At 69.7% G+C, this 24,324-nt stretch carries 20 protein-coding genes; 13 read left to right on the forward strand and 7 right to left on the reverse strand.

Annotation, left to right across the window (positions count from 1 at the left end):
* Positions 1-8: 8 nt before the first annotated feature.
* The gene (locus OG905_RS36610; protein WP_328681292.1) at positions 9-398 is read right to left on the reverse strand and encodes a hypothetical protein; all 390 of its coding nucleotides are present in this window, start codon (positions 396-398) and stop codon (positions 9-11) included.
* A gap of 222 nt (positions 399-620) precedes the next feature.
* Here OG905_RS36610 and OG905_RS36615 point away from each other — a divergent pair, with 222 nt between their 5' ends.
* From OG905_RS36615 to tgmB, 5 genes are all read left to right on the forward strand, one after another.
* On the forward strand, positions 621-1,385 hold the full coding sequence (locus OG905_RS36615; RefSeq protein WP_328682791.1) for an MBL fold metallo-hydrolase: 765 nt from the start codon (positions 621-623) through the stop codon (positions 1,383-1,385).
* Positions 1,386-2,001: 616 nt separating this feature from the next.
* Positions 2,002-3,576: an adenosine deaminase family protein gene (locus tag OG905_RS36620; RefSeq protein WP_328681294.1), complete on the forward strand. Its 1,575-nt coding sequence runs from the start codon at positions 2,002-2,004 to the stop codon at positions 3,574-3,576.
* A gap of 122 nt (positions 3,577-3,698) precedes the next feature.
* A complete protein-coding gene (locus OG905_RS36625; protein WP_328681296.1) occupies positions 3,699-4,154 on the forward strand; it encodes a lamin tail domain-containing protein in 456 nt (151 codons plus the stop codon).
* A gap of 272 nt (positions 4,155-4,426) precedes the next feature.
* Positions 4,427-4,618: a putative ATP-grasp-modified RiPP gene (gene tgmA, locus OG905_RS36630; protein ID WP_328681298.1), complete on the forward strand. Its 192-nt coding sequence runs from the start codon at positions 4,427-4,429 to the stop codon at positions 4,616-4,618.
* Positions 4,619-4,634: 16 nt separating this feature from the next.
* Complete coding sequence (gene tgmB / locus OG905_RS36635) at positions 4,635-5,624, forward strand: ATP-grasp ribosomal peptide maturase (RefSeq protein ID WP_328681300.1); 990 nt, start codon at positions 4,635-4,637, stop codon at positions 5,622-5,624.
* Positions 5,625-5,732: 108 nt separating this feature from the next.
* Here the strand turns inward: tgmB and OG905_RS36640 are convergent, their stop codons facing one another.
* From OG905_RS36640 to OG905_RS36660, 5 genes are all read right to left on the reverse strand, one after another.
* Positions 5,733-6,665 (reverse strand): carbohydrate ABC transporter permease, encoded by a 933-nt coding sequence (locus OG905_RS36640; RefSeq protein WP_328681303.1) that lies wholly within the window; start codon positions 6,663-6,665, stop codon positions 5,733-5,735.
* Positions 6,662-8,002, reverse strand: coding sequence for a carbohydrate ABC transporter permease (locus tag OG905_RS36645; RefSeq protein WP_328681305.1), 1,341 nt, complete (start codon positions 8,000-8,002; stop codon positions 6,662-6,664). The genes OG905_RS36640 and OG905_RS36645 overlap by 4 nt, the downstream gene beginning before the upstream one ends.
* 11 nt (positions 8,003-8,013) lie before the next feature.
* A complete protein-coding gene (locus OG905_RS36650) occupies positions 8,014-9,348 on the reverse strand; it encodes an ABC transporter substrate-binding protein (protein WP_443044110.1) in 1,335 nt (444 codons plus the stop codon).
* A gap of 27 nt (positions 9,349-9,375) precedes the next feature.
* Positions 9,376-11,049 (reverse strand): glycoside hydrolase family 13 protein, encoded by a 1,674-nt coding sequence (locus OG905_RS36655; protein ID WP_328681309.1) that lies wholly within the window; start codon positions 11,047-11,049, stop codon positions 9,376-9,378.
* Positions 11,050-11,250: 201 nt separating this feature from the next.
* Positions 11,251-12,522: an ABC transporter substrate-binding protein gene (locus OG905_RS36660; RefSeq protein ID WP_328681310.1), complete on the reverse strand. Its 1,272-nt coding sequence runs from the start codon at positions 12,520-12,522 to the stop codon at positions 11,251-11,253.
* Positions 12,523-12,689: 167 nt separating this feature from the next.
* Here OG905_RS36660 and OG905_RS36665 point away from each other — a divergent pair, with 167 nt between their 5' ends.
* The 7 genes from OG905_RS36665 to OG905_RS36695 all read left to right on the forward strand — a co-directional run bounded on the left by OG905_RS36665 (position 12,690) and on the right by OG905_RS36695 (position 22,164).
* A complete protein-coding gene (locus tag OG905_RS36665; RefSeq protein ID WP_328681312.1) occupies positions 12,690-13,196 on the forward strand; it encodes a PadR family transcriptional regulator in 507 nt (168 codons plus the stop codon).
* Positions 13,193-13,984, forward strand: coding sequence for an ABC transporter ATP-binding protein (locus OG905_RS36670; protein ID WP_328681315.1), 792 nt, complete (start codon positions 13,193-13,195; stop codon positions 13,982-13,984). Before OG905_RS36665 ends, OG905_RS36670 begins: the two co-directional genes overlap by 4 nt.
* Positions 13,985-13,986: 2 nt before the next feature.
* Positions 13,987-16,296 carry an FtsX-like permease family protein gene (locus tag OG905_RS36675; RefSeq protein ID WP_328681316.1) on the forward strand — a complete coding sequence of 770 codons (2,310 nt, stop codon included), beginning with the start codon at positions 13,987-13,989 and terminating at the stop codon, positions 16,294-16,296.
* 238 nt (positions 16,297-16,534) lie between these two features.
* Positions 16,535-19,912 (forward strand): pyruvate carboxylase, encoded by a 3,378-nt coding sequence (locus OG905_RS36680; RefSeq protein WP_328681318.1) that lies wholly within the window; start codon positions 16,535-16,537, stop codon positions 19,910-19,912.
* Between the two features lie 136 nt (positions 19,913-20,048).
* Positions 20,049-20,984: an NADP-dependent oxidoreductase gene (locus OG905_RS36685; protein WP_328681320.1), complete on the forward strand. Its 936-nt coding sequence runs from the start codon at positions 20,049-20,051 to the stop codon at positions 20,982-20,984.
* A gap of 39 nt (positions 20,985-21,023) precedes the next feature.
* A complete protein-coding gene (locus tag OG905_RS36690; RefSeq protein WP_328681322.1) occupies positions 21,024-22,055 on the forward strand; it encodes an aldo/keto reductase in 1,032 nt (343 codons plus the stop codon).
* Complete coding sequence (locus OG905_RS36695) at positions 22,030-22,164, forward strand: DUF2087 domain-containing protein (RefSeq protein WP_443044031.1); 135 nt, start codon at positions 22,030-22,032, stop codon at positions 22,162-22,164. Before OG905_RS36690 ends, OG905_RS36695 begins: the two co-directional genes overlap by 26 nt.
* 29 nt (positions 22,165-22,193) lie before the next feature.
* On the opposite strand, the gene OG905_RS36700 is transcribed toward OG905_RS36695, so the two are convergent.
* The gene (locus OG905_RS36700; RefSeq protein ID WP_443044032.1) at positions 22,194-23,483 is read right to left on the reverse strand and encodes a YncE family protein; all 1,290 of its coding nucleotides are present in this window, start codon (positions 23,481-23,483) and stop codon (positions 22,194-22,196) included.
* 174 nt (positions 23,484-23,657) lie between these two features.
* On the opposite strand from OG905_RS36700, the gene OG905_RS36705 reads away from it, so the two are divergent.
* Positions 23,658-24,317 (forward strand): TetR/AcrR family transcriptional regulator, encoded by a 660-nt coding sequence (locus OG905_RS36705; RefSeq protein ID WP_328681323.1) that lies wholly within the window; start codon positions 23,658-23,660, stop codon positions 24,315-24,317.
* Positions 24,318-24,324: the final 7 nt, after the last annotated feature.

A 24,324-nucleotide genomic window follows, 5' to 3' on the forward strand; every position in this document is an offset into this window, starting at 1 on the left:
GCAGGGCGTCACCCAGCAGCTGTCGATCCGGGCCGGCTCATCAGCTCGCCGAGCCGCTCGCGGGTGCCCCTGACGAAGCGGCGCGAGACGGCCGAGCGCGAGGTCGAAGAGCCGTGCTCGCCGGTCGGCTCGAGCGCCGTCTCGTAGCGCCGGGTCGAGAGTACGGCGAGCATCGCTCCACGGTCCGCTCCTTGAGCAGGTCCTCGGATGCGAACAGCTCCCAGGTGCGGAGCCTCGCCCGCGGTCGTCCGGGCCCTGGGTCGGCGGGCCTTGACCTTGCGCCCCCCGAGCACCACCTTGGCCTGCCGGGCGCCGTGGCGCTTCGCGCCTCGCTCCGGGTCGTGCTTGCCCTTCGGGCCGCAGAGGCGGATCAGCTCCTCCTCGATCAGCTCGTCCATGACCCGAAGGCGGCGTTCGGGACTACCTCCGGGCCGGGGCGGTCACCTTGATGCAAGATCCGGGCTGACTCGCCCTGCGGACGGCCGATCAGCGGATGACCTGAACGTGGGCGACAACGTCTTTCACCCTCAACCACAACATCGCGCCCAGCGGGCGCTGAAAGCGATGAATTTGGCTGCGGATCGCAGTCTCAACACCGTAACCAACCGATTGGAGTGGAGATGGGCAAGCTGAATCAGGTGGCCGACGGCGTCTGGGTCCGGCAGAGCGAGTGGGTCTGGACCAATTCCATCGCGGTGCGCGGGGAGGATGGGTTGATCCTGATCGATCCCGGCATCGATGGCTCCGAGTTGGACCAACTCGCCGATGACGTGGACCGGCTCGGCATTCCGGTGGTCGCCGGGTTCACCACCCATCCCCACTGGGACCACCTGCTCTGGCATCCCCGGTTCGGCGACGTGCCGCGCTACGCCACCCCCGCCGCCGCCCACGTTGCCAGTCAAGCCCGAGAGCGGGCGCAGGCGATGGCGGCGGAGAGCGCGTCCGGCATCCCTCTCGACCTGGTCGCACTAGTCACCCCGCTGCCCGCGGACGGCCGACCGGTGCCGGGCGAGATCATCGAGCATCAGGCGCACGCTGTCGGCCACGCCGCGGTCCTCCTCGCGGACCGTGGCGTTCTGCTCGCCGGCGACATGCTCTCCGACGTCCTGATCCCGCTCTTCGACTTTCGCCAAGACGATCAGGTGGGAGCCCACGAGGCCGCGCTCGACCGGCTCGGTGAGGCCGCCGGGCACGTCGATGTCGTGGTCCCCGGCCACGGCGCCGTTGCCGAAGGTCCCGAGGTGGCGGCCCGCCTCGCCGCCGATCATGCCTACATCGACGCGCTCCGGCGAGGAGAGGAACCGGTCGACGCGCGCCTGGGGCCGCATGCGGACTGGCTCTCCGGCCCTCACCGGTCGAACCTGGAGCAGGCCCGAGGGCGGTAGGGCCAGGGGGTCCCTGGCGGGTCTTCCGGATCGACACCCTGACCAAGCTGGTCGGCTCGATGGCGGTCCCGCCGGGAGACCACCTCGACGCCATCTACTGGGTGCCTGCAGCGGAGCGCTCACGGGGGGGGGATGACTGTGTGCTCGTCGAAGGCCGCGCAAACGGACCCGACTGCGACTGACGGCCGGCCGTAGGGCCAATGACGGGCAGGCTTCGCGGGCGGCTCCCGGGCGCCGAGGTTTGCGAGCCGGGACTCGCGCGGTGACAACCGCGCCAGTCCCGGCAACCGATCTGGAGACCGGTGGTCCCAGGACAAGCCGCCACCCGGAGCCACTTCACAACGCCTGATCTTCACAAACCACCGGCGAACTGGGGCCAGTTGGAGTCGCCTTGGTGGGCCGCTGAACGCCGCCCCAGCCACTGAGGGTCCTTTTGGGTTCGAGAAGCTCCGAGAGTTCCTCGCCGCCTTCACGTCTGAGCAATTCCGCAGCCAGGTAAGGGTGTTGCATACACTCCCTGGGGCGAAGCCGGTGAGTCGCGGCCGGAACTGCGGCATTCAGGTGAGCACGGCCTGTCGTCGAGGCGGTTCGGCAGGGGATTGGCCACCATGCCTCCATGATCAACAAGATTCCCAGTACCGGACGGACCCGGCGGTCGGTGCTGCTCGCCCTGGCGCTGACGCCGATGGCCGTTCAGCCCGCCGCAGCCGATGCGGGTGCGGTCCCGTCGCCGGCGGCCGAGCGCCGCGTATCGGCGTACCTGGACAGCATCCACGACCGGCCGGAGGAACTGGTCGCCTTCTTCCGCCAACTGCCCAAGGGTGGCGACCTGCACAGCCACCTCGCCGGTGCGGCATCGACCGAACTGCTGATGGAGCTCGCCGTCGAGGACGGCCTGTGCATCGAGAACGACACTCAGCGGGCCCTTGCGCCGCCGTGCCCGGTGGGCAGCAGGCCCGCAGCTGAGATGACCACCGACGCCGGCTTCCGGCAGATGGTGCTGCGCGCCTGGTCGATGCAGGACTTCACGCCCGGCGCGGAGTCCGGGCACGACCACTTCTTCGCCACGTTCGGATTGTTCGGCGAGGCGTCGTGGAGACATCCCGGCAAGATGATGGCCGAAGTGTCGAACACCGTGGCCCGGCAGAACCAGTTCTACCAAGAGCTGATGATCACGCCCAACGGTCAGGGTGCGAGGGCGCTCGCCGACAAGGTGGGCTATGACGCGGACCTGTCCCGGATGCACCGCCGTCTGCTCGCGGACGGCGCTATGGACGAAGTCGTACGGCAGGCACAGGCCGAAGCCGACCTCGGGCTCGAGGAGTTCCGCGCAACCGCCCACTGCGACACCGGCCGGCCGGACCCCGGCTGCGCGGTGCCGTTCCGCTTCATCTCGCAGGTGTCGCGGAACTCGGCCCCCGAGCGGGTCTTCACACAGATGGTGCTGGCCATGGAACTGGCCGAACGCGACCCGCGGTTCGCCGCGGTGAATCTGGTGCAGCCCGAGGACGGAGCCGTATCCCTGCGGGACTACAGCCTGCACATGCGGATGCTGGACCATCTGCACCGTGTCTACCCCCGGGCGCACATCACTCTGCACGCGGGCGAGTTGGCCCCCGGCCTGGTCAAGCCCGAAGACCTGCGCTTCCACATCCGGGAGGCGGTGAACATCGCGCAGGCCGAGCGCATCGGCCACGGCGTCGACGTCCGGCACGAGGACGGGTCGGACGCACTGCTGCGGACGATGGCCCAGCGCCACATCGCCGTGGAGGTCCCGCTCAGCAGCAATGACCAGATCCTCGGCGTCTCAGGCCCGGAGCACCCGTTCCCCCTCTACCGGGAGCGCGGCGTCCCGGTCGTACTCGCCACCGATGACGCGGGGGTCTCCCGGATCACCATCAGCGACGAGTACCGGCGCGCGGCCCGGTCGTACGACCTCTCCTACCGCGATCTGAAGGATCTGGCCCGCGCCTCGCTCGACCACGCCTTCCTGCCGGGCCGCAGCCTGTGGCAGACCCCGGGCCGCTACCGCCCGGTCCGCGAGTGCCGCGCCGTACGCCCGGGGGAGCGCGAACCGGGCCCCGGCTGTGCGCAGTTGCTCGCCTCCAGCCCGAAGGCGGCGATCGAATGGCGCCAGGAGGCCGCGTTCACGGTCTTCGAACGACGCATTCTGCAGGCAGCCCGCGTCTGAGGCCTTGTGGGGTTTGTGCCGGGTTCTTCAACTCCTGCCCCGGCCTGTGCGGTTAGTCCCTATTCTGGGCGTCTCGCCGGGCCCGATATTGGGGGGTGCCCGGCCTGAGCCGAGGGACACTCATGATCCGCACCCGCTCCATCGCGGCCGCCGCTGTCGCGGCGTCGCTTGCCGGGCTCGTCCTGCTGCCGTCACAGGCACAGGCCGCGACCGGCTCGGTCCACCTGTACAAGATCTACTACGACAGCCCGGGATCGGACCGGGGCTCCAACGCGAGCCTCAACGCCGAGTTCGTGCAGATACGCAACACCACGGCGAGGGCCGTCAGCCTCAAGGGCTGGACGCTCGTCGACGCGTCGAACCACAGGTACGTGTTCGGCACTTACACACTGGCCAGTGGAAAGATGGTGACGGTCCGCACGGGCAAGGGGACGAACACCGCCACCAACCGCTATCAGGGACGCGCCTGGTACGTGTGGAACAACGACAAGGACACCGCCACGCTCAAGACGTCCACGGGCGGCAGGGTCGACACCTGCTCCTACAACTCGACCAGGGTCGACTACAAGATGTGCTGAGTGCCTGATCGCAACGTGACGAGCGCCAACCCCTCCCGGGGTGGGCGCTCGTCTGTGTTCCGGCTCCGGGATGTGAGAAAGAGCGACGAGTGGAACGCTCCCTGCCCGCACGTACGTCAAACACTACGAGCCGACCGCCGCCGCGGCCGGCCTCTGTGTGACGACCTTCACTTCGATATGGGGGCGATGTGACGGAACGTAGTGAGACCCCTACATCATCTTCACGTACTGTTACGTGTGGCACCGCCATATCGTGAGCACCAAGGAGACTCATGCGACCGTTCGTGCTGAACTATGCGCTTCCCGCTGAGAATTCGGCGGTCACCATCCCCTACACGTACGACTCCAACTTGCAACTGAACGTCCTGCCCGACGGCCGCCCCGCCATATCCGACCGGGCGGTGATCCTCGCGACCGGTACGACGACGTCAACGGCCGGGTCACAGACGCACTTCGACGACTGACCGGCCCGGCGCACCGATGACTGTGCTGATCCTGACCTGCCAGCAGGACGTGACGACGGACATGGTGGTGGCCAAGCTGCATGAACGGGGCGTCCCGTTGGTGCGCTTCGATCCCGCCGACCTGCCCGGTGAGGCCGACATGTCGGCCGAGTACGTCCGCGGCGACTTCGAGGGCTACCTGTCGACCGACGGGCGCCTGCTCAGCATGAGCGGGCTGCGTTCCATCTGGGTGCGCAGGCCGGGTGAGCCCGCGGCGCATGCCGAGGAGCCGTCGGAGTGGCTGAGCGCCGAGTCCCGGCAGGCACTGTACGGGATGCTGTACTCCACCACGGCGCGCTGGATGAACCATCCCTGCGTCGCGGCGCAGGCCCGGTGCAAGCCCTGGCAGTTGCGTGTCGCCCACCGCAGCGGTTTCGCCGTGCCGCCCACGCTCATCACCACCTTCCCGCGCGTGGCCCGGCAGTTCGCGGAGCAGTACAAGGAAATCGTGGTGAAGTCCGCCTCCGGCCCGCCGTCCACCGATCCCCCCGTCGCCCTGCCCACGACCCGCATCGGGCCGGACGCCGATTTCTCCGGCGTCGCGGCCGGGCCCACCCTGCTTCAGCAGTACGTTCCCAAAGTGGCCGACATCCGGCTGACGTTCGTCGGCGGGAGGATGTTCGCCGCGCGGAAGGATTCCGCGTCCGGACAGGTGGACGGTCGCTACGGCACGACCGACCACGCCTGGGAGCCGACGGACGTACCCGACCGGGTGGCACGGGCGGTGCGCGAGTACGCCGATCTGTCCGGAATCGCTTACGGCGCCTTCGACTTCGCCGTGGACGGCGACGACGTCTGGTGGTTCCTGGAGTGCAATCAGGGCGGCCAGTTCGGCTTCATCGAACTGGAGACCGGTCAGCCCATTGCCGAGGCGGTCGCGACCTGGCTGGCCGCCACGCCGACGCCGACCGCGCGCGTTCCCTGGGCGGGCTACGGCTGGGTGCGCGATGTGGACGCCGGCCCGTAGAGCATCGATGCGAGGGCGGCTCGGAGCAGGCCGCCCAGACCCGAAGGCAGCCGGCGGTGCCGGACCGTCAGGAGTCCGGCACCGCCAGCGACCTGGCCTGCGCTTCCGCTACTTGACGGAGCCCGCCATCACCCCCTGGACGAAGTGCCGTTGGAAGGCGAAGAAGACCACCAGCGGCACCACCAGGGAGAGGAAGGCCCCCGGCGCCAGGACTCCGATATTGCTGCCGAACTGCCTCATCTCGGACTGGAGGGCGACGGTGAGCGGCTGGGACTCGCTGTCGGCGAAGAGCAGCGCGACCAGCATGTCGTTCCAGACCCAGAGGAATTGGAAGATCGCCAGGCTGGCCAGCGCCGGCCGCCCCAGGGGCAGGATCAGCCGGGAGAAGATCCGCCACTCCCCGCCGCCGTCCATCCGCGCCGCCTCCAGCATTTCGCGCGGGATCTCGGCGAAGTAGTTACGGAGCAGGAAGATCGCGAAGGGCAGCCCGTAGGCGACATGGAAGAGGATCACGCCCGGGATCGTGCCGAACAGGCCTATGGCGCCGAAGAGTTTGGCCACCGGCAGCAGCCCGATCTGGACGGGCACCACCAACAGACCCACGACCACCAGGAAGATCGCGTTGCGGCCGGGGAACTCCAGCCAGGCGAAGGCGTATCCGGCCAGTGCGGCGATGCCGACGACCAGCGCGGTGGCGGGCACCGAGATCAGGACGGTGTTCCAGAAGGACTGCGTGATGCCGGAGTCCTTGAACAGGGCGGTGTAGTTGTCCAGGGACAGTTGCCCCGGATCGGTCAGCGCCGTCCACCAGCCCTTGGCCGCATTGTCCTGCTCGGAGCGCATCGAGGACAGGAACAGACCGGCCAGCGGAGTGATCCAGACGAGTGCGACGACGAGCAGTACTGCCTGGACCACTCCGTTGCTGAGCCATGTGGTCAGCCGGCTGACGAGCCCCGGACGCGGCGGCAGGGCAGGCGCGCGGTCGGAGTTCTTGGCGACCGGCAGGGACGCACCGCGCTCGATGGTGCTGTGGCCGCTCATGCTCCGCTCCTTCGGAAGCGCCGGACGTTGAAGATCATGGCGGGTACGACCAGAAGCAGCAGCAGCACGCTGAGGGCGCTGCCGAGTCCCTGGTTGTTGCCGCCGCCGAAGGACACCAGCCACATCCTGGTCGCCAGCACATTGGCCTCTTCCTGCACCGGCCCCGGCGCGATGATGTAGACGAGGTCGAAGACCTTCATCACATTGATCACCAGGGTCACGAAGACCACCGTCAGTACTGGTGCCAGCAGCGGCACCGTGATCTTCCGGAAGATCTGCCACTCATTGGCGCCGTCCATCCGGGCCGCCTCCAGAGCGTCCCGGGGGATGGCGGCGAGTCCCGCGGCGATGAGCACCATCGAGAAGCCGGTCCAGATCCACAGATAGGCACCGATGATCGCCGGGGTGACCAGGGCGGGGCCCAGCCAGGAAATGCCCTGGTAGGGGGCGGCGAAGTTCTCGGCAGGGAGCCTGACGGTGTACGAACCCGCCTCCAGGCCGCGGAAGTTGAACGAGCCGTCCGCGGCGGTGGTGGCTTTGGCAGCCACCTTTCCGTCCCGTACCGCCTCGACCGACATCCCCGGCAGACCCTTCTCGGCCGGGTCGACCTTGCCCGGCGTGCCTCCGCCGCCCGGGGTGAAGTCGAGATAGACGACACCCCTGATCTCGTCGGCGCCGGGCGCGGCGGAAGACGCGGCCTGGGCGGGCCGGGCGTCGGAGGGCATCTTGTCCGGTGCCACTCCGACGAAGCCGAGGCTGATGGACTTGCCCGGGCTGACCGCGTCGGTCGTACGGTAGTCGCCGCCCGGATTCCCGGTCAGGTTCTGGCCCTGCCGGGCCCTGGCGGTGGGGTAGGCGGATGTGTCGTCGAAGGCGTCGTGGACGCCGACGGTGACGGCGTTGAGCACGCCGCGGTTCGGGTCCTCTTCGTAGGCGAGCCGGAAGATGATGCCGGCGGCCAGGAACGAGACAGCCATCGGCAGGAAGAGCACCAGCTTGAACGCGGTCGCCCAGCGCACCTTCTCGGTGAGTACGGCCAGCACGAGGCCGAGACCGGTCAGCAGCACCGGAGCCACGACAACCCAGATGGTGCTGTTGCGGATCGCCTTGAGCGTGGCCGGATCGCTGAATATCTCGGCGTAGTTCTCGCCGCCGACGAAGCGGTCACCGCTCGCGTCGAAGAGGCTCCGCCCGGCGGAGAACAGCACCGGATAGACGACCAGGGCGCCGAGGAGCAGCAGTGCGGGGAGGACGAACACCACCGCGATGTTGCGCCTCCTGCGCTGCGCCCGCCGCCGCGGATTCGCGGCGGGGGCGGTTGTGGTGAGTGCAGCCATGGTGCGGGGCCTCAGCTCTTGTAGGCCTTGGCGGCCGCGGTCTCGAGCTTGGCCGCGGTGGCCGTGGGGTTCGAGGGGTCGCGCAGGAAGTCCTGGAGGAGCTTCCACTCGCCCGCGCCCTTGGTTCCGCCGAACGCGGCCGGGGCCTGGTCGGACATGTCGAAGCGGACCGAATCACCCGCATCCACCAGTGACTTGGCCGTCGCGCGGGTGGTGTCGTCGGCGTACGAGGCGAGGTCGACGTCCTTGTTGGGGGAGATGAAGCCTCCCGCACCCGCCCACACGGCGGCCGCTTCGGGCGTGGCCAGGAACTCCAGCAGCCGCTGCGCGGCCTTCTTGTTCTTGCCCTCCTTGAGGACCACGGCCGCGTCACCGCCGCTGACCACCGGTGCCTTGCCACTGTCCACGGCGGGGAACGGGAAGAACTTGGCGTCCTCGCCGAGCTTCTTGCCGAAGTCGTCCTTGGCCATGCCGCCGACGAAGTCGCCCTCATAGACCATGCCTGCCTTGGGCTTGGGGCCGAAGACCTGCTCGATGGAGCCCGGGAAGTCGGTGTTCAGAGCGGCGCTCGAGCCGCCGGCGACGAGCTGCTTGTCCTTGAAGACCTCGCCCAGGGTGGTCAGCGCCTTGACCACGCTGGCGTCGGTCCAGGGCATGGTGTGGGCTGCCAGCTGGTCGTACTTCTCGGGTCCGGCCTGGGAGAGGTAGATGTTCTCGAACCAGTCGGTCAGCGTCCAGCCGTCCTCGCCGGCTACGGAAAAGGCCGGAAGTCCGGAGTCGGCTATCGTGCGGCCGGACTTGAGCATGTCCGCAAAGCTCTTGGGCTCGGAGACCCCGGCCTGCTCGAACGCGCTCGGGCTGTACCAGACAGTCGACTTGTGGGCCGCCTTGAAGTAGAGGCCGTAGTAGGTCTTGTCGACGGTGCCGTAGTTCTTCCACACCTCGGCGAGGTTGGCGCCGGCGGTCGTGGCGGCCTTCTGCGAAAGCGGTTCCAGCCAGCCCTCCTTGGCGAACTGCTGGAGCACGCCGACCTGGGGCACCATCGCCACATCCGGGGCGTTGCCGCCCTCGATCTTGCTGCCGACGAAGGTGGAGACATTGTCACCGGTGGGCACGAAGACCGTCTTGGCGCCGGTCTGCTCGGTGAAGGCGTCCAGCACCTTGCGGAAGTTCTTCTGCTCGCTGCCGGTCCAGACTCCGGCCACGGTCACGGTCTGACCCTTGAGGTCCTTGCCGCCGCTCGCCGGCTCCGTCGACCCGCCGCAGGCGCTCGCGCCGAGGGCGAGGGCGAGCACGGTGGATGCGGCCGCGGCCGTCCGGATGCTGGTGGTGATTCGTCGCATGATGATGGTCCTTTCGAAAAGAGGGTGTGTTCAGGGGGTGGGGCAGTCGCCCGTCCACCACGCGGCGGTCGCTCCGGGGAGCACACCGTCCGGGCAGGGACCGCTGGAGAGGAGCGGGGTGCCCGCGACCGGGGCCGGTACGGGCTCGGTGCCGAAGTTGACCGCGCAGATCAGCCCTTCACCGCGGGCCATGGCCAGGACCTGCGGGGGTGCCTCCAGCCAGCGCAGGCTGCCTTCGCCCAACTGGGGCAGGCTGCGCCGCAGTTGAAGGCCCTCGCGGTAGAGGTGCCAGAAGGAGCGGGTGTCGGCCAGGGCCCGGTCGGTGGCGTGTTCGGCGAACCACTCGGGCTGCGGCAGCCAGGGCCGCGCGCCTGCCGCGCCCTGGCTGAAGCCGAACGGTGAGGCGTGGCCGGACCACGGCAGCGGCACTCGGCAGCCGTCGCGGATGCGCGCACGGCTGCCGGTGCGGCGGAAGATCGGGTCGGTGAGTACCTCGTCCGGCAGATCCAGGACTTCGGGGAGGCCGAGCTCCTCGCCCTGGTAGACATACGCGGCGCCGGGCAGCGCCAGCATCAGCAGGGCGGCGGCGCGGGCACGTGCCGCACCCAGACCGCTGGCCTCCACGCCGGGCTCGCCCGCGTACCGGGTGACCGTGCGCACCTGGTCGTGGTTGTTGAGCACCCACGTCACGGTGGAGCCCGTCCCGGCGATGTCGCGTATCGCCTCCGTGATGGTCGTCTGGAAGGCGTCGGCGTCCCAGGGCGCGCTGAGCAGGTCGAAGAAGAAGGCCTGGTGCAGTTCGTCCGGCCGTACGTACTTGGCGTGCTCGCGTGCCGTGGGCACGGAGACCTCGCCGACCAGGAGCCGTTCGGTGCCGTCCAGGGCCGCGTACTCCTCGCACACCGATCGCCAGCGGCGCCACACCTGGTGGACTTCCGGCTGGTTCCAGGCCAGCGGGTTCACCGAGTCCCTGGCGCGCTCGTCGGCGCCGGGGTCGGTGGAGTCGGGCAGCTCGGGGTGCTTGAAGAGTCCGGCGGCCACATCGATGCGAAAGCCGTCGACGCCGCGGTCGAGCCAGAAGCGGAGCACCCGCTCGAAGGAGTCGCCGACTTCGGGGTTGCGCCAGTTCAGGTCGGGCTGCTGCGGAGTGAACATTTGCAGATACCACTGGCCCGGGGTGCCGTCGGATTCGGTGATCCGGCTCCAGGCGGGCCCGCCGAACATCGCCCGCCAGTTGTTGGGCGGCTCATCGCCGTCCGGGCCGCGACCGTCGGCGAAGTGGAACCGGGTGCGGGCCGCGCTGCCGGGTGCGGCGGCGAGTGCCTCGCGGAACCACGGGTGCTCGCTGGAGCAGTGGTTGGGGACGATGTCGAGCAGCAGCTTGAGTCCGAGCCTGCGGGCGTCGGCCATCAGCAGGTCGAACTCGGCCAGGTCGCCGTAGACGGGGTCGACGTCGCAGTAGTCGGCGACGTCGTAGCCGTGGTCGTGCTGGGGCGAGGGAAAGAACGGGCTGAGCCAGATGCCGTCGACACCGAGCTTCCTCAGATACGGCAGTCCGGCCCGTACGCCGGCCAGGTCACCGATGCCGTCCCCCGTGCTGTCGAGGAAGCTGCGCACGTAGACCTGGTAGATCACCGCGTCGCGCCACCAGGAGGTGGCTGTGCGGGGGGAGTGGCCGATGGCGGCCGGGAGTGCAGTGAGCATCTCGCGTTGACCCGTTCCTGCTGGATGCGAGAGCGCCCCAGAGCGGGTGCGCTGTTATGCATGCATGTTAAGTAGCGGTGACGGGAGGGTGTCAACGATGCTGCACGAACCGGCCCTGGTATGTCCAGATTTTTGGGGGTATGCCAGACGAGCTTGCTACTTAACATGTAAGTAGCAAGCTCGTGGAAAGGCGACGAGGGCTCAGCCCTTGCGGGAGATCGATCCCAGCTCGCGCGACAGGCGCCCGACGGCTGCCTGCGGTGTCTGGCGCAGCGCCATGACGTCCTGGACGACCGCCTGCACGGCAAGGCTCACCTGGTCGTAGCGAGGGCTCTTGGGGCGCGGCTCGGCCGCCAGCACGCTCTGCCGCAGGGTGGGCAGATACGGATAGGCGCGCACCAGCGCTGGATCCTCGTACAGCGCGGCGCGCACGGGAGGCAGGGAGCCCTCGGTGAGCACCTTGCGCTGGACGCGCTCGCTGGTGAGATAGGCGATCAGATCGGCCGCCGACTCCGGATGCCGGGAGCGGCTGCTGACCGCGAGATTGGAACCGCCCAGCACGCTCGTGCCCTGACCGTTCGGCCCCGGCAGCGGCACCGCGCCGAACCTGCCTGCCACCTTCGACCCCGGCGCATTGGCCATCGAGTACACATAGGGCCAGTTCCGCAGGAAGAGCAGCCGGCCGTCCTGGAAGGCCTGCCGGGACTCCTCCTCCTTGTAGTCACGGGCACTGGGGGAGATCCAGCCGTCCCGTACCCCGCCCGCAAGGAACTCGAGTCCCCTGCGGGCCGCGGCCGAGTCCACCGTGACCCGGGCGCCGTCGTCCCGCAGGATCGACCCGCCCGCCGAGTGGACCGCTTCGGTGGCGTTGACGGTCAGTCCCTCGTACGGCAGGAACTGACCGGCATAGCCGTCCATTTTGTACTTCGGTGCGAGGGTCTTCGCCTCCCGGGCCAGCTCCGCCCAGGTGCGCGGCGGCCGTTCGCCCGCCCGCTCCAGAATGTCCTTGCGGTAGTACAGCAGCCCGGCATTGGTGACATACGGGACGGCGTACAGGCGGCCGTCGAACGTGGCCGTGTCCACCACGGGTGCGAGGAAGGTGTGCAGCGGGAACGCGTCCCGCTCCAGCGGGGAGATCCAGCCCGCCGCCGCGAACTCGGAGGTCCAGGCCACGTCGATGTTCAGTACGTCGAACCGGTCGCTGCCCGAGCGCAGTTCGCTGATCATCTGGGCCCGGGTCTCGTCCGCGGAGTCGGGCAGCTCGACGAGTGTGACCTTCTCCTGAGGATGACCGCGGTTCCAGTCATCCAGCAGCGGACCGAGATAGTCGGTGAGATCGCCCGCCGTCACCAGGGTCATCGGACCGCGGCCCTTGGGGGCCGCCGCACCCGGCTGACCGCCGAAGCCCGCGTACCCCGCGAAGATCACGGCAGCAGCGAGGAGCCCCCTACCCGCGGCATGCATCCACCGCATAGGTTCCTCCCAGTGCACCGACCCGGCCGCGTCGCCGTCCAATGTGGCCTATGTATACCTGTTAGGCATGGGCGATACTAGACGTCCAGGCGGAGAAGGCGGGTGGCGCGAACCACAGCCCGTATCCGAGTGAACTGTCAAGTACGGAGCGGGAGGGAGGGGAGCGCGTGCGGCTGCCGCTCCTGGCACTCCTCACCCGTGGCCCGGCGCACGGTTACGAGCTCAAGCAGGACCTTGAGAAGCTCCTGGGCGCCGCGTACCCTCAGCCGAATGTCGGCCAGATCTATGTCACTCTCGGGCGGCTGGAAAAGGCCGGCCTGATCGCCGGCGAGGATGTCGAGCAGTCCGGCAGACCCAATAAGCGGACGTACAGTCTCACCGACGCCGGGCGCGAGGCGGTACTCGCCTGGTTCGACGAGACCACGGACGAGCCGCGGGTCCGGGACGAGTTCTTCATGAAGATCGCCCTCGCACCCGAGTCCGGTCTCGCCGACCCGGTCACGCTGATCAACAAGCAGCGGCGGCAGTATCTGAACACCATGCGCGATCTGTCGAAGCTGGCCGCGGCCGAGGACCGGGACAACAGGGTCTCCCAGCTGTTGATCGAGGGCGCGATGCTGCATCTGCAGGCCGACCTCGACTGGCTGGAACGCTGTCAGGAGGAGCTGGAATGAGCGACGACACCGCTCCCGTCGCGCTGGGCGCTCCCGGCCCGCAGGGCAGTGTGCCGATCGTGCGCGCCGAGGGTCTGACCAAGACCCATCACGGCGAAGGCGCGCCGGTTCAGGCCGTACGCGGAGTGGATCTGACCGTTCAGCCGGGGGAGTTCGTTGCCGTCACCGGTCCCTCCGGCGCCGGAAAATCCACCCTTCTCCATCTCATAGGCGGGCTCCAGCGGCCCGACAGCGGCTCACTGTGGCTGGACGGCCGCCGCGTGGACGCCTATCGCGAGGCCCGCTGGGCGGTGCTGCGCCGCCGGAGTATCGGCATCGTCTTCCAGTTCTTCAACCTGGTCTCCGACCTCACGGTCGCCGACAACGTCGAACTGCCCGCGCTGCTCGCGGGCGCCTCGCCCAAGGCCGCCCGCGACAGCCGGGCCGAACTCCTCGCCGAACTCGGCCTCGAAGGCCGGGAACGCTCGATGCCCGGCGAACTCTCTGGCGGAGAGCAGCAGCGTGTCGCCCTGGCCAGGGCCCTGGTGAACCACCCGGCACTGCTGCTCGCCGACGAGCCGGCCGGAAGCCTGGACAGCAAGGGCACCAGGGAAGTGCTCCGGCTGCTCTCCCGTTTCCACCAGCGCGGCCAGACAATTCTGCTGGTCACCCATGACGCACGGATGGCCAGCGCGGCCGACCGGGTCATCAGCTTCTTCGACGGGCGCATAGCCGACGACGCGACACTCGACGCGGGGCACCGCACCACGGGCCGCGGCGTCTCCGGCGTACTCGAACTGAAGGAGTGACCGTGCGGGCCACTCTGCGCTGGGCACACGCCGACCTGCGGGCGCACCGCGGACAGTCGGTCTTCGTCGTCCTGGCCAGCGCCGGCATCATCGCCTCGCTGCTGCTGGCCGTGGCCCTGTTCGGCTATGCCGCCAACCCCTGGCAGCGGATCTTCACCCAGAGCCAGGGCGCCCATGTCTGGCTCCACACGCGGGCCGCCGCGGACACCGGGAAACTGTCCGAGCTGGACGGCGTCGCCGGCATCTCGGGGCCCTACCGCACCGGGCAGGTCACCGTGGAGTCCCGGGGCGCGAGGGCGAGTGTGTCCCTGCGCGCGGCCGACACCCGGCCCCCGGAGATCGCCCGGCCGCTCGTCACCGGAGGCGACTGGCTCGACAAGCAGCCCGGGGGAGTCGTACTGGAGAGCTCCCTCGCCCGCGTCCTGTGGGCGGAGCCCGGCGACACCCTGACCGTGGCGGGACCGGACGGCGCCGCACACACCCTGCGTGTGGCCGGTGTCGCCGAAGCCGCGGAACCCCGCTACCGGCCGGGCGGCGAGCCCGGCATCGGCTGGGTGCTGCCCCGCACGCTCAACCGCGTCGCGGCGGGAAGCACCGGACAGAGCGTGGGGCTGCGTCTCAAGGATCCGGCCGACCTCGACTTCACCATCCAGCAGGCCGTCACCCTGCTCGGCGCCGACCGGGTCGCCCAGGTCACCAAATGGCAGCAGGCGCGGGCCGAGGCGGGCAGCGACGACCGGCTGCTCGGGCAGCTCTTCGCCGTGTTCGGTCTCGGTGCCCTGCTGGCCGCCGCGCTCGCCGCGTCCGGGGCCATCAGCGCCCGTATCCGCGGACAGCTGAGGGACATCTCCATCCTCAAGGCGATCGGGTTCACCCCCGGCCAGGTGGTACGCGGCTTCCTCGCCCAGCACCTCGCCTTCGCGCTGCTCGGGGTCACCCTGGGCACCGCGGCGATCGCGTTCCTCGGCGCCCGGATACCCGGCCGGATCGGGGAGGCGGCCGGGGTCTGGCAGGACCTGCCCGGGCACACCGCCCTGATGATCGGCGTCCCGAGCGGCGCGGTGCTGCTGATCGCCACCGCCACCGGACTCGCCGCCTGGCGGGCCGGAAGGGTCCCTCCCGTTCCCGTCGCCCGGGCCGCGCTTCCCTCGGCCGCCCCGATGACCGGTCTCGGCCGCCGGGCGCTCGGCATGCGGGTCCCGCCCGCACTGGTCCTCGGCTGGCGGGCGGCGTTCCCCCGGCGACCGCGCACCCTGATCACCGTGGCACGGCTGGCACTGCCGCTCCTCATGATCACGGTCGCGCTCGTCGCCTGGTCCACGCTGGACATGTTCCGCAGCCGCCCCGCCGAGATGGGCATGCCCGCGGCGCTGTCCGTACGGGCCGAGCAGCCCGGGAGCCTCAGCGGCCAGGACCTTCAGCGCGCGCTGACCGGATCCGCGGACGTCTTTGCCGTCCACCCGGGTGTGGAGGTCGCGGCGCTGGTGCCCGGCCAGACCGGCACCATCACCCTGCGCGGGCTCGGCACGGCAGGCGCCCCGTACCCCTTCACCGTGGTCGAGGGGCGCCCGGCCGACGGCCCCGACGAGGCGGTCGCCGGCCAGGGACTGCTCGACCTGCTGGACGTGCGGGTCGGTGACTGGGTGCGGATGACGGTGGAAGGACGGCCGCAGATCCTGCACATCGTCGGACGCAGCATCGAACCCGAAGCCGGCGGCCGGGTGATCTCGACGACCGTCGACACGCTCCAGGAACGCGACCCCGCGGTGCGGCCGGACTTCTACCACCTTGTCCTGCGGCCGGGCGCGGATCCCCGGGCGGTGAGCAGCGAGCTCGCCGACAAGGCCGGAGGCGCCCTGGAGATCCGCGAGACCCCCAACCCGGGGGACCGGCTGGGACCGGCGCGGGGCGTGATCGCTGCCCTGATCGGGGTGCTGGCCCTCATCGGGCTCACCGAACTGCTGACACTCATCGGTACGTCCGTCCGCGACCGCGGCCGCGACCTGCTCGCGCTGAAAGCGATCGGTCTGACGCCTCGCCAGATCAGCTCGGCGATCGTGGCGGCCGCGGGCTTCACGGCTCTGCTCGCCGCCGCGATCGGCACGGGACTCGGAGTGCTGTCCGGCAGGTGGCTGGTGGACATCCAGGGCCGCTCCAGCGGAATGGGCGCCGGTATCGCCCATGTCCCGCCCACGCTGCTGCTGGCTTCGGTCGCCGTCGGCGCCGTGCTGGGCGCCGTCGCGGCCGCGGCGCTGCCCGCGGCCCGGACGGCCCGCCGCCGACTGGCGGATTCACTGGCCGAGACGCTCTGAGCGCTGCGCCTGTGAACTGCCGTTATACCGCTTCACGATCCGGTCGCCCGGCGTGACGTAACTCATCGTCTTTGCTCGCGATCCGTCCGAAGTCCTCGGGTACGGTGACCAACGCTCCGTACTGACCACCACACTCATCGACACCGTCCACGAGGACACCGGATGCCCATGTTCCGGCGCCGGTTGCGACATCCCTAGACCCTTGGGCCGCCGGCCCGCGACACGACAGGGGAGTTTGATGTTCCGCAAGGTTTTGGTCGCCAACCGAGGTGAGATCGCGATCCGCGCATTCCGCGCAGCGTTCGAACTCGGTATCTCCACGGTGGCGGTGTTCCCTCATGAGGACCGCAACTCATTGCACCGCGCCAAGGCGGACGAGGCGTACCAAATCGGTGAACCCGGCCATCCCGTACGGGCGTACCTGTCCGTCGACGAGGTGATCAAGGCCGCGCGCAAGGCGGGTGCCGATGCGATCTACCCCGGCTACGGATTCCTGTCGGAGAACCCGGACCTCGCCGCGGCCTGTGCGGACGCGGGGATCACTTTCGTGGGACCGCCCTCCTCCGTACTGCTTCTGACGGGCAACAAGTCCCGGGCGGTCGCGGCGGCACGGGAAGCCGGAGTTCCGGTCCTCAAGTCCTCGCAGCCGTCCACCGATGTCGACGCGCTGCTTCAGGCCGCGGAGGACATCGGTTTCCCCCTGTTCGTCAAGGCCGTCGCGGGTGGCGGCGGCCGGGGCATGCGCCGGGTGGCCGAGCCCGGCGATCTGCGGGAGGCGGCCGACGCGGCGATGCGCGAGGCGCAGTCCGCGTTCGGCGACGCGACGGTCTTTCTGGAGCAGGCCGTCATCAACCCCCGCCATATCGAAGTGCAGATCCTCGCCGATGCCCACGGCAACGTCGTGCATCTCTACGAGCGGGACTGCTCGGTGCAGCGGCGCCACCAGAAGGTCGTCGAGATCGCGCCCGCACCCAACCTGGACCCGGATCTGCGCGAACGGATCTGCGCCGACGCCGTCGCCTTCGCCCGCCACATCGGATACGTCAACGCGGGAACCGTGGAGTTCCTCGTCGACGAGCGCGGCAACCACGTCTTCATCGAGATGAACCCCCGCATCCAGGTCGAGCACACGGTCACCGAGCAGGTCACCGGCCGCGACCTGGTCATCGGGCAACTGCGCATCGCCGCCGGCAGGTCCCTGCCCGAACTGCGCCTGACCCAGGACGACATCGTCCTGAACGGCGCCGCCCTGCAGTGCCGTATCACCACCGAGGACCCCGCCAACGGCTTCCGGCCCGACGTGGGCACCATCTCCGCCTACCGCTCACCGGGCGGGCCCGGCGTCCGGCTCGACGGCGGCACGGTGCACACCGGCGCGGAGGTGTCGGCGCACTTCGACTCGATGCTGGTCAAGCTCACCTGCCACGGGCACGACTTCGCCAACGCCGCCCGCCGCGCGCGCCGGGCGATCGCCGAATTCCGTATCCGCGGAGTGGCCACCAACCTGCCCTTCCTCGGTGCGGTCCTGGACCATCCCGAATTCCGGGCCGGCCGGATCACGACGAGCTTCATCGAAGAGCATCCGGAGCTGATGCGGGCACGTCCCTCGGCCGACCGCGGCAGCCGCATGCTCACCTACCTCGCCGAGACGACCGTCAACCGGCCGCACGGCCCGCGTCCGCGCGTCATCGAGCCCAGCCACAAGCTGCCTGCCACATCGCTCGCTGCGCCGCCGCCCGACGGCTCGCGCCAGCGCCTCGCAGCGCTGGGACCGGACGCCTTCGCAGCGGAACTGCGCAGCCAGTCGGCCGTCGCCGTCACGGACACCACGTTCCGCGACGCGCACCAGTCCCTGCTCGCCACCCGTGTGCGCACCCGCGATCTGCTCGCCGTGGCCCCGCACGTCGCGCGCACGGCGCCGCAGCTGCTGAGCCTGGAGTGCTGGGGCGGTGCGACCTACGACGTGGCGCTGCGCTTCCTCGCCGAGGACCCCTGGGAGCGTCTCGCGGCGCTGCGCGAGGCGGTGCCCAACGTCTGTACGCAGATGCTGCTGCGCGGGCGCAACACCGTTGGCTACACGCCCTATCCGACCGAGGTAACGGAAGCGTTCGTCGCCGAGGCGGCAGCCACGGGCATGGACATCTTCCGGATCTTCGACGCGCTCAACGACGTCTCCCAGATGCGCCCGGCGATCGACGCGGTGCGCTCCACGGGCACGGCACTGGCCGAGGTCGCCCTCTGCTACACCGCGGACCTGTCCGACCCCGGCGAGAAGCTCTACACGCTGGACTACTACCTGCGCCTGGCCGAGCAGATCGTCGAGGCGGGCGCGCATGTGCTCGCGATCAAGGACATGGCCGGGCTGCTGCGCCCGCCGGCCGCCCGCACGCTCGTGACCGCGCTGCGCGAGCGCTTCGACCTTCCGGTGCACCTGCACACCCACGACACGGCGGGCGGACAGCTCGCGACCCTGATGGCCGCGATCGACGCCGGTGTCGACGCCGTCGACGCCGCCGTCGCCTCGATGGCGGGTACCACCAGCCAGCCGCCGCTGTCGGCGCTGGTCGCTGCCACCGACCACACGGAGCGGGCAACCGGGCTCTCGCTGCAGGCCGTCGGCGATCTGGAGCCGTACTGGGAGGCCATGCGGAAGGTGTACGCGCCGTTCGAGTCCGGCCTCGCCTCGCCGACCGGGCGGATCTACCACCACGAGATCCCCGGCGGTCAGCTCTCCAACCTGCGCCAGCAGGCCATCGCGCTCGGCCTCGGCGACCGCTTCGAGCTGATCGAGGACTGCTACGCGGCGGCGGACCGGATGCTCGGCCGTCTGGTGAAGGTCACTCCGTCGTCGAAGGTCGTGGGCGACCTCGCGCTGCATCTGGTCGGCGCCGGGGTCGAGGCCGCGGACTTCGAGTCCGACCCCGGCAAGTTCGACGTCCCGGACTCGGTGATCGGCTTCCTGCGCGGCGAGTTGGGCGACCCGCCCGGTGGCTGGCCCGAGCCGTTCCGCACCCGGGCCCTCAAGGGCCGCCCGGCGAAGGCGGAGGCGCCCACGCTGTCGGACGAGGACCTGCGAGGTCTGCGCGACACACGCCGGGCCACCCTGAACCGGCTGCTGTTCCCCGGCCCGACCAAGGAATTCGACGCCCACCGTGACGCCTACGGAGACACCTCCGTACTGCCCACGCAGGACTTCTTCTACGGCCTGGAGCCGGAGAGGGAGCACACGGTCACCCTCGATCCGGGCGTCACGCTGCTGATCGAACTGGAGGCCATTTCCGATGCCGACGAGCGGGGCTTCCGCACGGTCCTGGCCACGCTGAACGGACAGCTGCGGCCGGTGTCGGTGCGCGACAAGTCCATCGCCACGGAGGTCAAGGCGGCGGAGAAGGCCGAGCGCGGCAACGAGCGCCATGTCGCAGCACCCTTCGCCGGGGTGGTCACGCTGCAGGTGGACGAGGGCGCTGCGGTGTCCGCGGGTCAGACGGTGGCCACGATCGAGGCGATGAAGATGGAGGCCTCCATCACGGCGCAGTGCGCGGGAACCGTCGGCCGGCTCGCCATCGGCAAGATCCAGCAGGTCGAGGCGGGCGACCTTCTCATCGAGATCAACTGACGCTCCCGCGTCCAGGACGTCGCGGTTCGGGGGGCCCTCTGGCCCCTCGTTCGGCGGCTCGTACGGTCGGGCTCCTCGCTTGGGCAGGTCCGACGCCGTAAAAGGGAGGCACCCACATCTCGTCAGGGAGCCGCCCGTGAAAGCCCTCGTCGCATCCGACTACACACCGCTGGACCGGATCAGCGTCACCGAGCACCCCACTCCCACCCCGGAGGCGGGCCAGGTGCTGATCAAGGTCGAGGCCGCGGCGCTCAATCCGCTCGACCTGATGCTGATCACGGGCGCGGCGAAGGAGAGCTACCCGGCTGCCCATCCGCTGGTGGTCGGAATGGACGCGGCGGGCACCGTTGCGGAGGTGGGGGAGGGCGTGTCCGGATACGCGCCGGGTGATCCGGTGCTCGCCTTCACCGGACAGGCCGGCGCCGTCGCCGAGTACACGGTGGCGTCGCCCGGCCCTCTGCTCGCCCGGCGGCCCGCGGGCCTGGACAGCGCGCACGCGGCCGCCATGCCCGAATCGGGGCTCACCGCCGTCTGCCTGCTGCGCGCCGTCGCGCTCGCGGAGGGTGAGAGCGTGCTGGTCGTCGGGGCCACCGGCGGCATCGGGCTGTACGCCGTGCAGTTGGCCACGGCACTGGGAGCCCGGGTGGTCGCCACGGCGACCGAGGAGGACGAGGGGTATCTGCGCGGCCTCGGCGCCGCCTACACCGTCGACTACAGGAGAGCCGACGTGGTGGAGGAGACCTTGCGCCTGGTCCCCGGCGGGGTCGATGTCGTCGTCGACGTGGTCAACATGGGCGAGCGGCTCACCGACACCGCGCGTGCCGTGCGTCCGGGCGGCCGGCTGGTGTCGCCGCTCTTCGGGCCCGCCGAACTGGGGCGCGATGTCTCGCCGGTCTACATCGGCTCGTTCCAGGCGCAGCCGGGCGATCTGGAAGACCTGGCGGCCCGCGCCGCGGACGGGCGGCTGCAGGTGGAGATCGGCGCGCGCTACCCCTTGGACAACGCCGTACAGGCCGTCGCCGACTTCGCCGGGAAGCACATCCGAGGCAAGGTTGTCATCACCACCGCGTGAGTGACGGCGTGCACGACGCATACGAAAGAGGTGGCTCTCATGAAGCGCAGAATCCTCGGCGGCACGGGAATCTCGGTCAGCGAGTACGCGCTGGGCGCCATGATGTTCGGCGCCTGGGGCAACGCCGACCCGCACGAGTCGGTCCGTATGATCCACCAGGCGCTGGACGCCGGGATCAACGTCGTGGACACGGCCGACGTCTACAGCATGGGCGAGTCGGAGGAGATCGTCGGCAAGGCCCTCAAGGGCCGCCGGGACGAGGTCGTCGTCGCCACCAAGGGCAGCAGCTCGATGGGCGACGACCCCAACAACAGCGGAAACTCACGGCGTTGGCTCACCCACGCCGTGGAGAACAGCCTTCGCCGCCTGGGCACCGACTACATCGACCTCTACCAGGTGCACCGGCCCGACGCGGACACCGACATCGACGAGACCCTGTCCGTCCTGTCGGATCTCGTACGGGCGGGCAAGGTGCGTGTGATCGGCCACTCCACCTTCCCGGCGGAACAGATCGTCGAGGCCCAGTGGACGGCCGAGCGGCGCGGCCACATCCGGTTCCGCACCGAGCAACCGCCGTACTCCATCCTGGCTCGCGGCGTCGAGGCCGCCGTGCTGCCGACCGCTCAGCGCTACGGCCTGGGTGTGCTGACCTGGGGCCCGCTCAGCGCGGGCTGGCTCTCCGGCAAGTACGCCAGGCCGACGGACATCAACCTCACGGAGGGGAGCGGGCGGGCGGCCCTCGAGCGGCACAAGTTCGACCCGTCGGTGCCCGGCAACGCCCGCAAGCTGGAGGCCCTCGGCGAACTGACGAAGCTGGCCGACGAGGCGGGCCTGAAGCTCCCGCATCTGGCGATCGCGTTCGTACGCGCCCACCCGGCCGTCACCTCGGTGATCATCGGCCCGCGGACGAGCGAGCACCTGGAGGACCTGCTGGCTGGCGTCTACGTCGAGTTGAGCGCGGACGTCCTGGACCGGATCGACGAGATCGTGCCTCCGGGCACGGACCTGAACAGGAACGACTTCTACTACACGCCGCCCGCGCTCATTGACGCATCCCGGCGACGCCGCTGACGCTCTGCTCACGGTGTACGAGGACCGTTCGGCGCTGCGCCGCCACCTGGTCGTGGCGAGCCTGCTGGACCGGACGAAGGACGGCAGCAGCTACCGGCGGGTCCGGTAGCGGTCACGGCCCGGCAGGCCCGTTGGCGGTCAGCGCGCGCCAGGCCCGGTCCAGTCGGCCGCCACATGAGCGATCCGTACACGCTGCGGGTGGTCGCCGACCGCGACGGACGCGACCTTCCTGCCGGTGGCGAAGTCGATCGCGGTGACGCGGTCGGCGCCGCTCTCGGAGATGACGCAGGATCCGCCGTCACCGCTGACGGTCGCCCAGTACGGCTTGGAGGCAGCCACCAGCGGCCCCTCCTGGAGGGATGCCCTGTCGACGATCGTCGCGTAGTCGTCCATCGTCCCCGCGATGCACAGCTTGTCGCCCGCGGCGTTCATCGACATGCCATGGTGGCGCGAGTCGTTGACCCAGGTGCTGCGGTCCTCGCTGGTCGCGGGATTCTTCGGCAGAGTCTTCGCCCGGGTGATCTTGTCGGAAGCGACGTCGTACTCGAGGAAGCCGTTGAAGAACGAGACCTGGAAGTAGAGCTTCGACTCGTCCGGGGTGAAGGCGACGGGTCGTACCGCGTCGGACAGGTCCTTGCGGCCGAAGGCGTCGAGGCGGGCGCGCATGTCGATGACCCTGACCTCCTTGAAGGTGGCGGCATCGACGACGGTGATGCGGCGGTCGCCCTTCGTCCAGTCCCACGCGGGATCGTCGAGGGCGGTGTTGACCTCGCCGATCGACATGTTCCACAGATATCTGCCGCCGTCGGTGAAGACGTTCTCGTGCGGTTTGTCGCCGGTCTTGAACGAGCCGAGCTGCTGGCCGGTCCGGATGTCGAGTACATGCACGGTGTTCGAGGTCGAGGCCGACACGGCGACGCGTGTGCCGTCGGGCGAGACCGTCATGTGGTCGGAGCGGTAACCGGACACGGGGAAGCGCCAGTTGATCCGTCCCGAGGCGAGATCGATCGACACGACGTCGGCGAAGCTCGGGCGGGAGACGACCATGGCCGTGCCGTCGGGCGTGGAGTACATGTCGTCGACGAACTGGTCGTGTCCTTCGCCGGGGCCGTTGCGGATGCCGAGGAAGTAGATGAGCTTGACGGGGTTGAGATAGATCTCGGTGAGCCGCTGGTCCTTGTCCGGTATGACGTTGATGCGGCCGATCTTTGCGAAGTCGCCGCGTGAGTTGATGACGTCGGCGGTGCCGTCCCAGTTGTTGCCCACGAACATCACCTCCTTGAGACCGGCGGCGGCGGTGTCGGCAGTCGCGGCGGGTGCGGCGACAGCCGTCGTGGAACCTGCGACGGCCATGGCGACGGCTGTGGCGAGTGCGCCGAACGCGCGCCGGGTGAACCGCTGTGGACGCCGGCTTGCGGGCAGAGACATCGTCGTCGTTCCTTCCGTGGGGGGCGCTACCGGACGGGCTTGCGCGAAGAGCTGCGGCAGGCAGAGTCTGAATACGGGCCGCTTCAGACTGGGCTACTGGAAAGTAACGACAGTCGGTGAGGTCCACAAGACTCGCGACACGAGAAAATGGCCGGACCGACGAGGGAGGGACGCGTGGCCGGCAGGCTCAGACAACCGACGGGCCGCTACGGGGGCAGGTCCGCCGAGGAACGACAGGCCGAACGGCGCCGGCGGTTCCTCGACGCCGCACTCCAGCTCTTCGGCGACAGCCCCGGATACCGGGCCACGACCGTGGCGGCGCTGAGCGAGGCGGCGGGGCTGTCCACCCGTCAGTTCTACGAGGAGTTCCGCACCCTCGAAGACGTACTCGCCGCTCTGCACCTCCAGGTCAACGACTGGGCGGAGGAGGCAGCGCTGGCCGCGCTCGCCGAAGCCGAAGGCATGCCGATCGCGCAACGCGTCGCGGCGGCGTTCCGCGCCTACGCCGCCAACGTCACCGGCGACCCGCGTCGTATACGCATCACCTTCGTCGAGATCATCGGTGTCAGCCCGCGGCTGGAGGAACAGCGTCTGGCCCGGCGTTCGCGCTGGGTGGACCTGATCTGCGCCGAGGCGGCAGCGGCGGTCGAACGAGGCGAGGCGGCACCGCGGGACTATCGCGTCGCCGCGGCGGCCTTCATCGGAAGCGTGAACGGCCTGCTGCACGACTGGAAGGCGGGCTGGGTGGACGCGACGCTCGATCAGGTCGTGGACGAACTGGTGCAGTTGCTGCTGGGAATCATGCGCCCGGTCGACCGGGAGCCGGGCACGTAGAACGCTG

It is taken from the genome of Streptomyces sp. NBC_00322 (assembly GCF_036147535.1).
GTDB lineage: Bacteria > Actinomycetota > Actinomycetes > Streptomycetales > Streptomycetaceae > Streptomyces.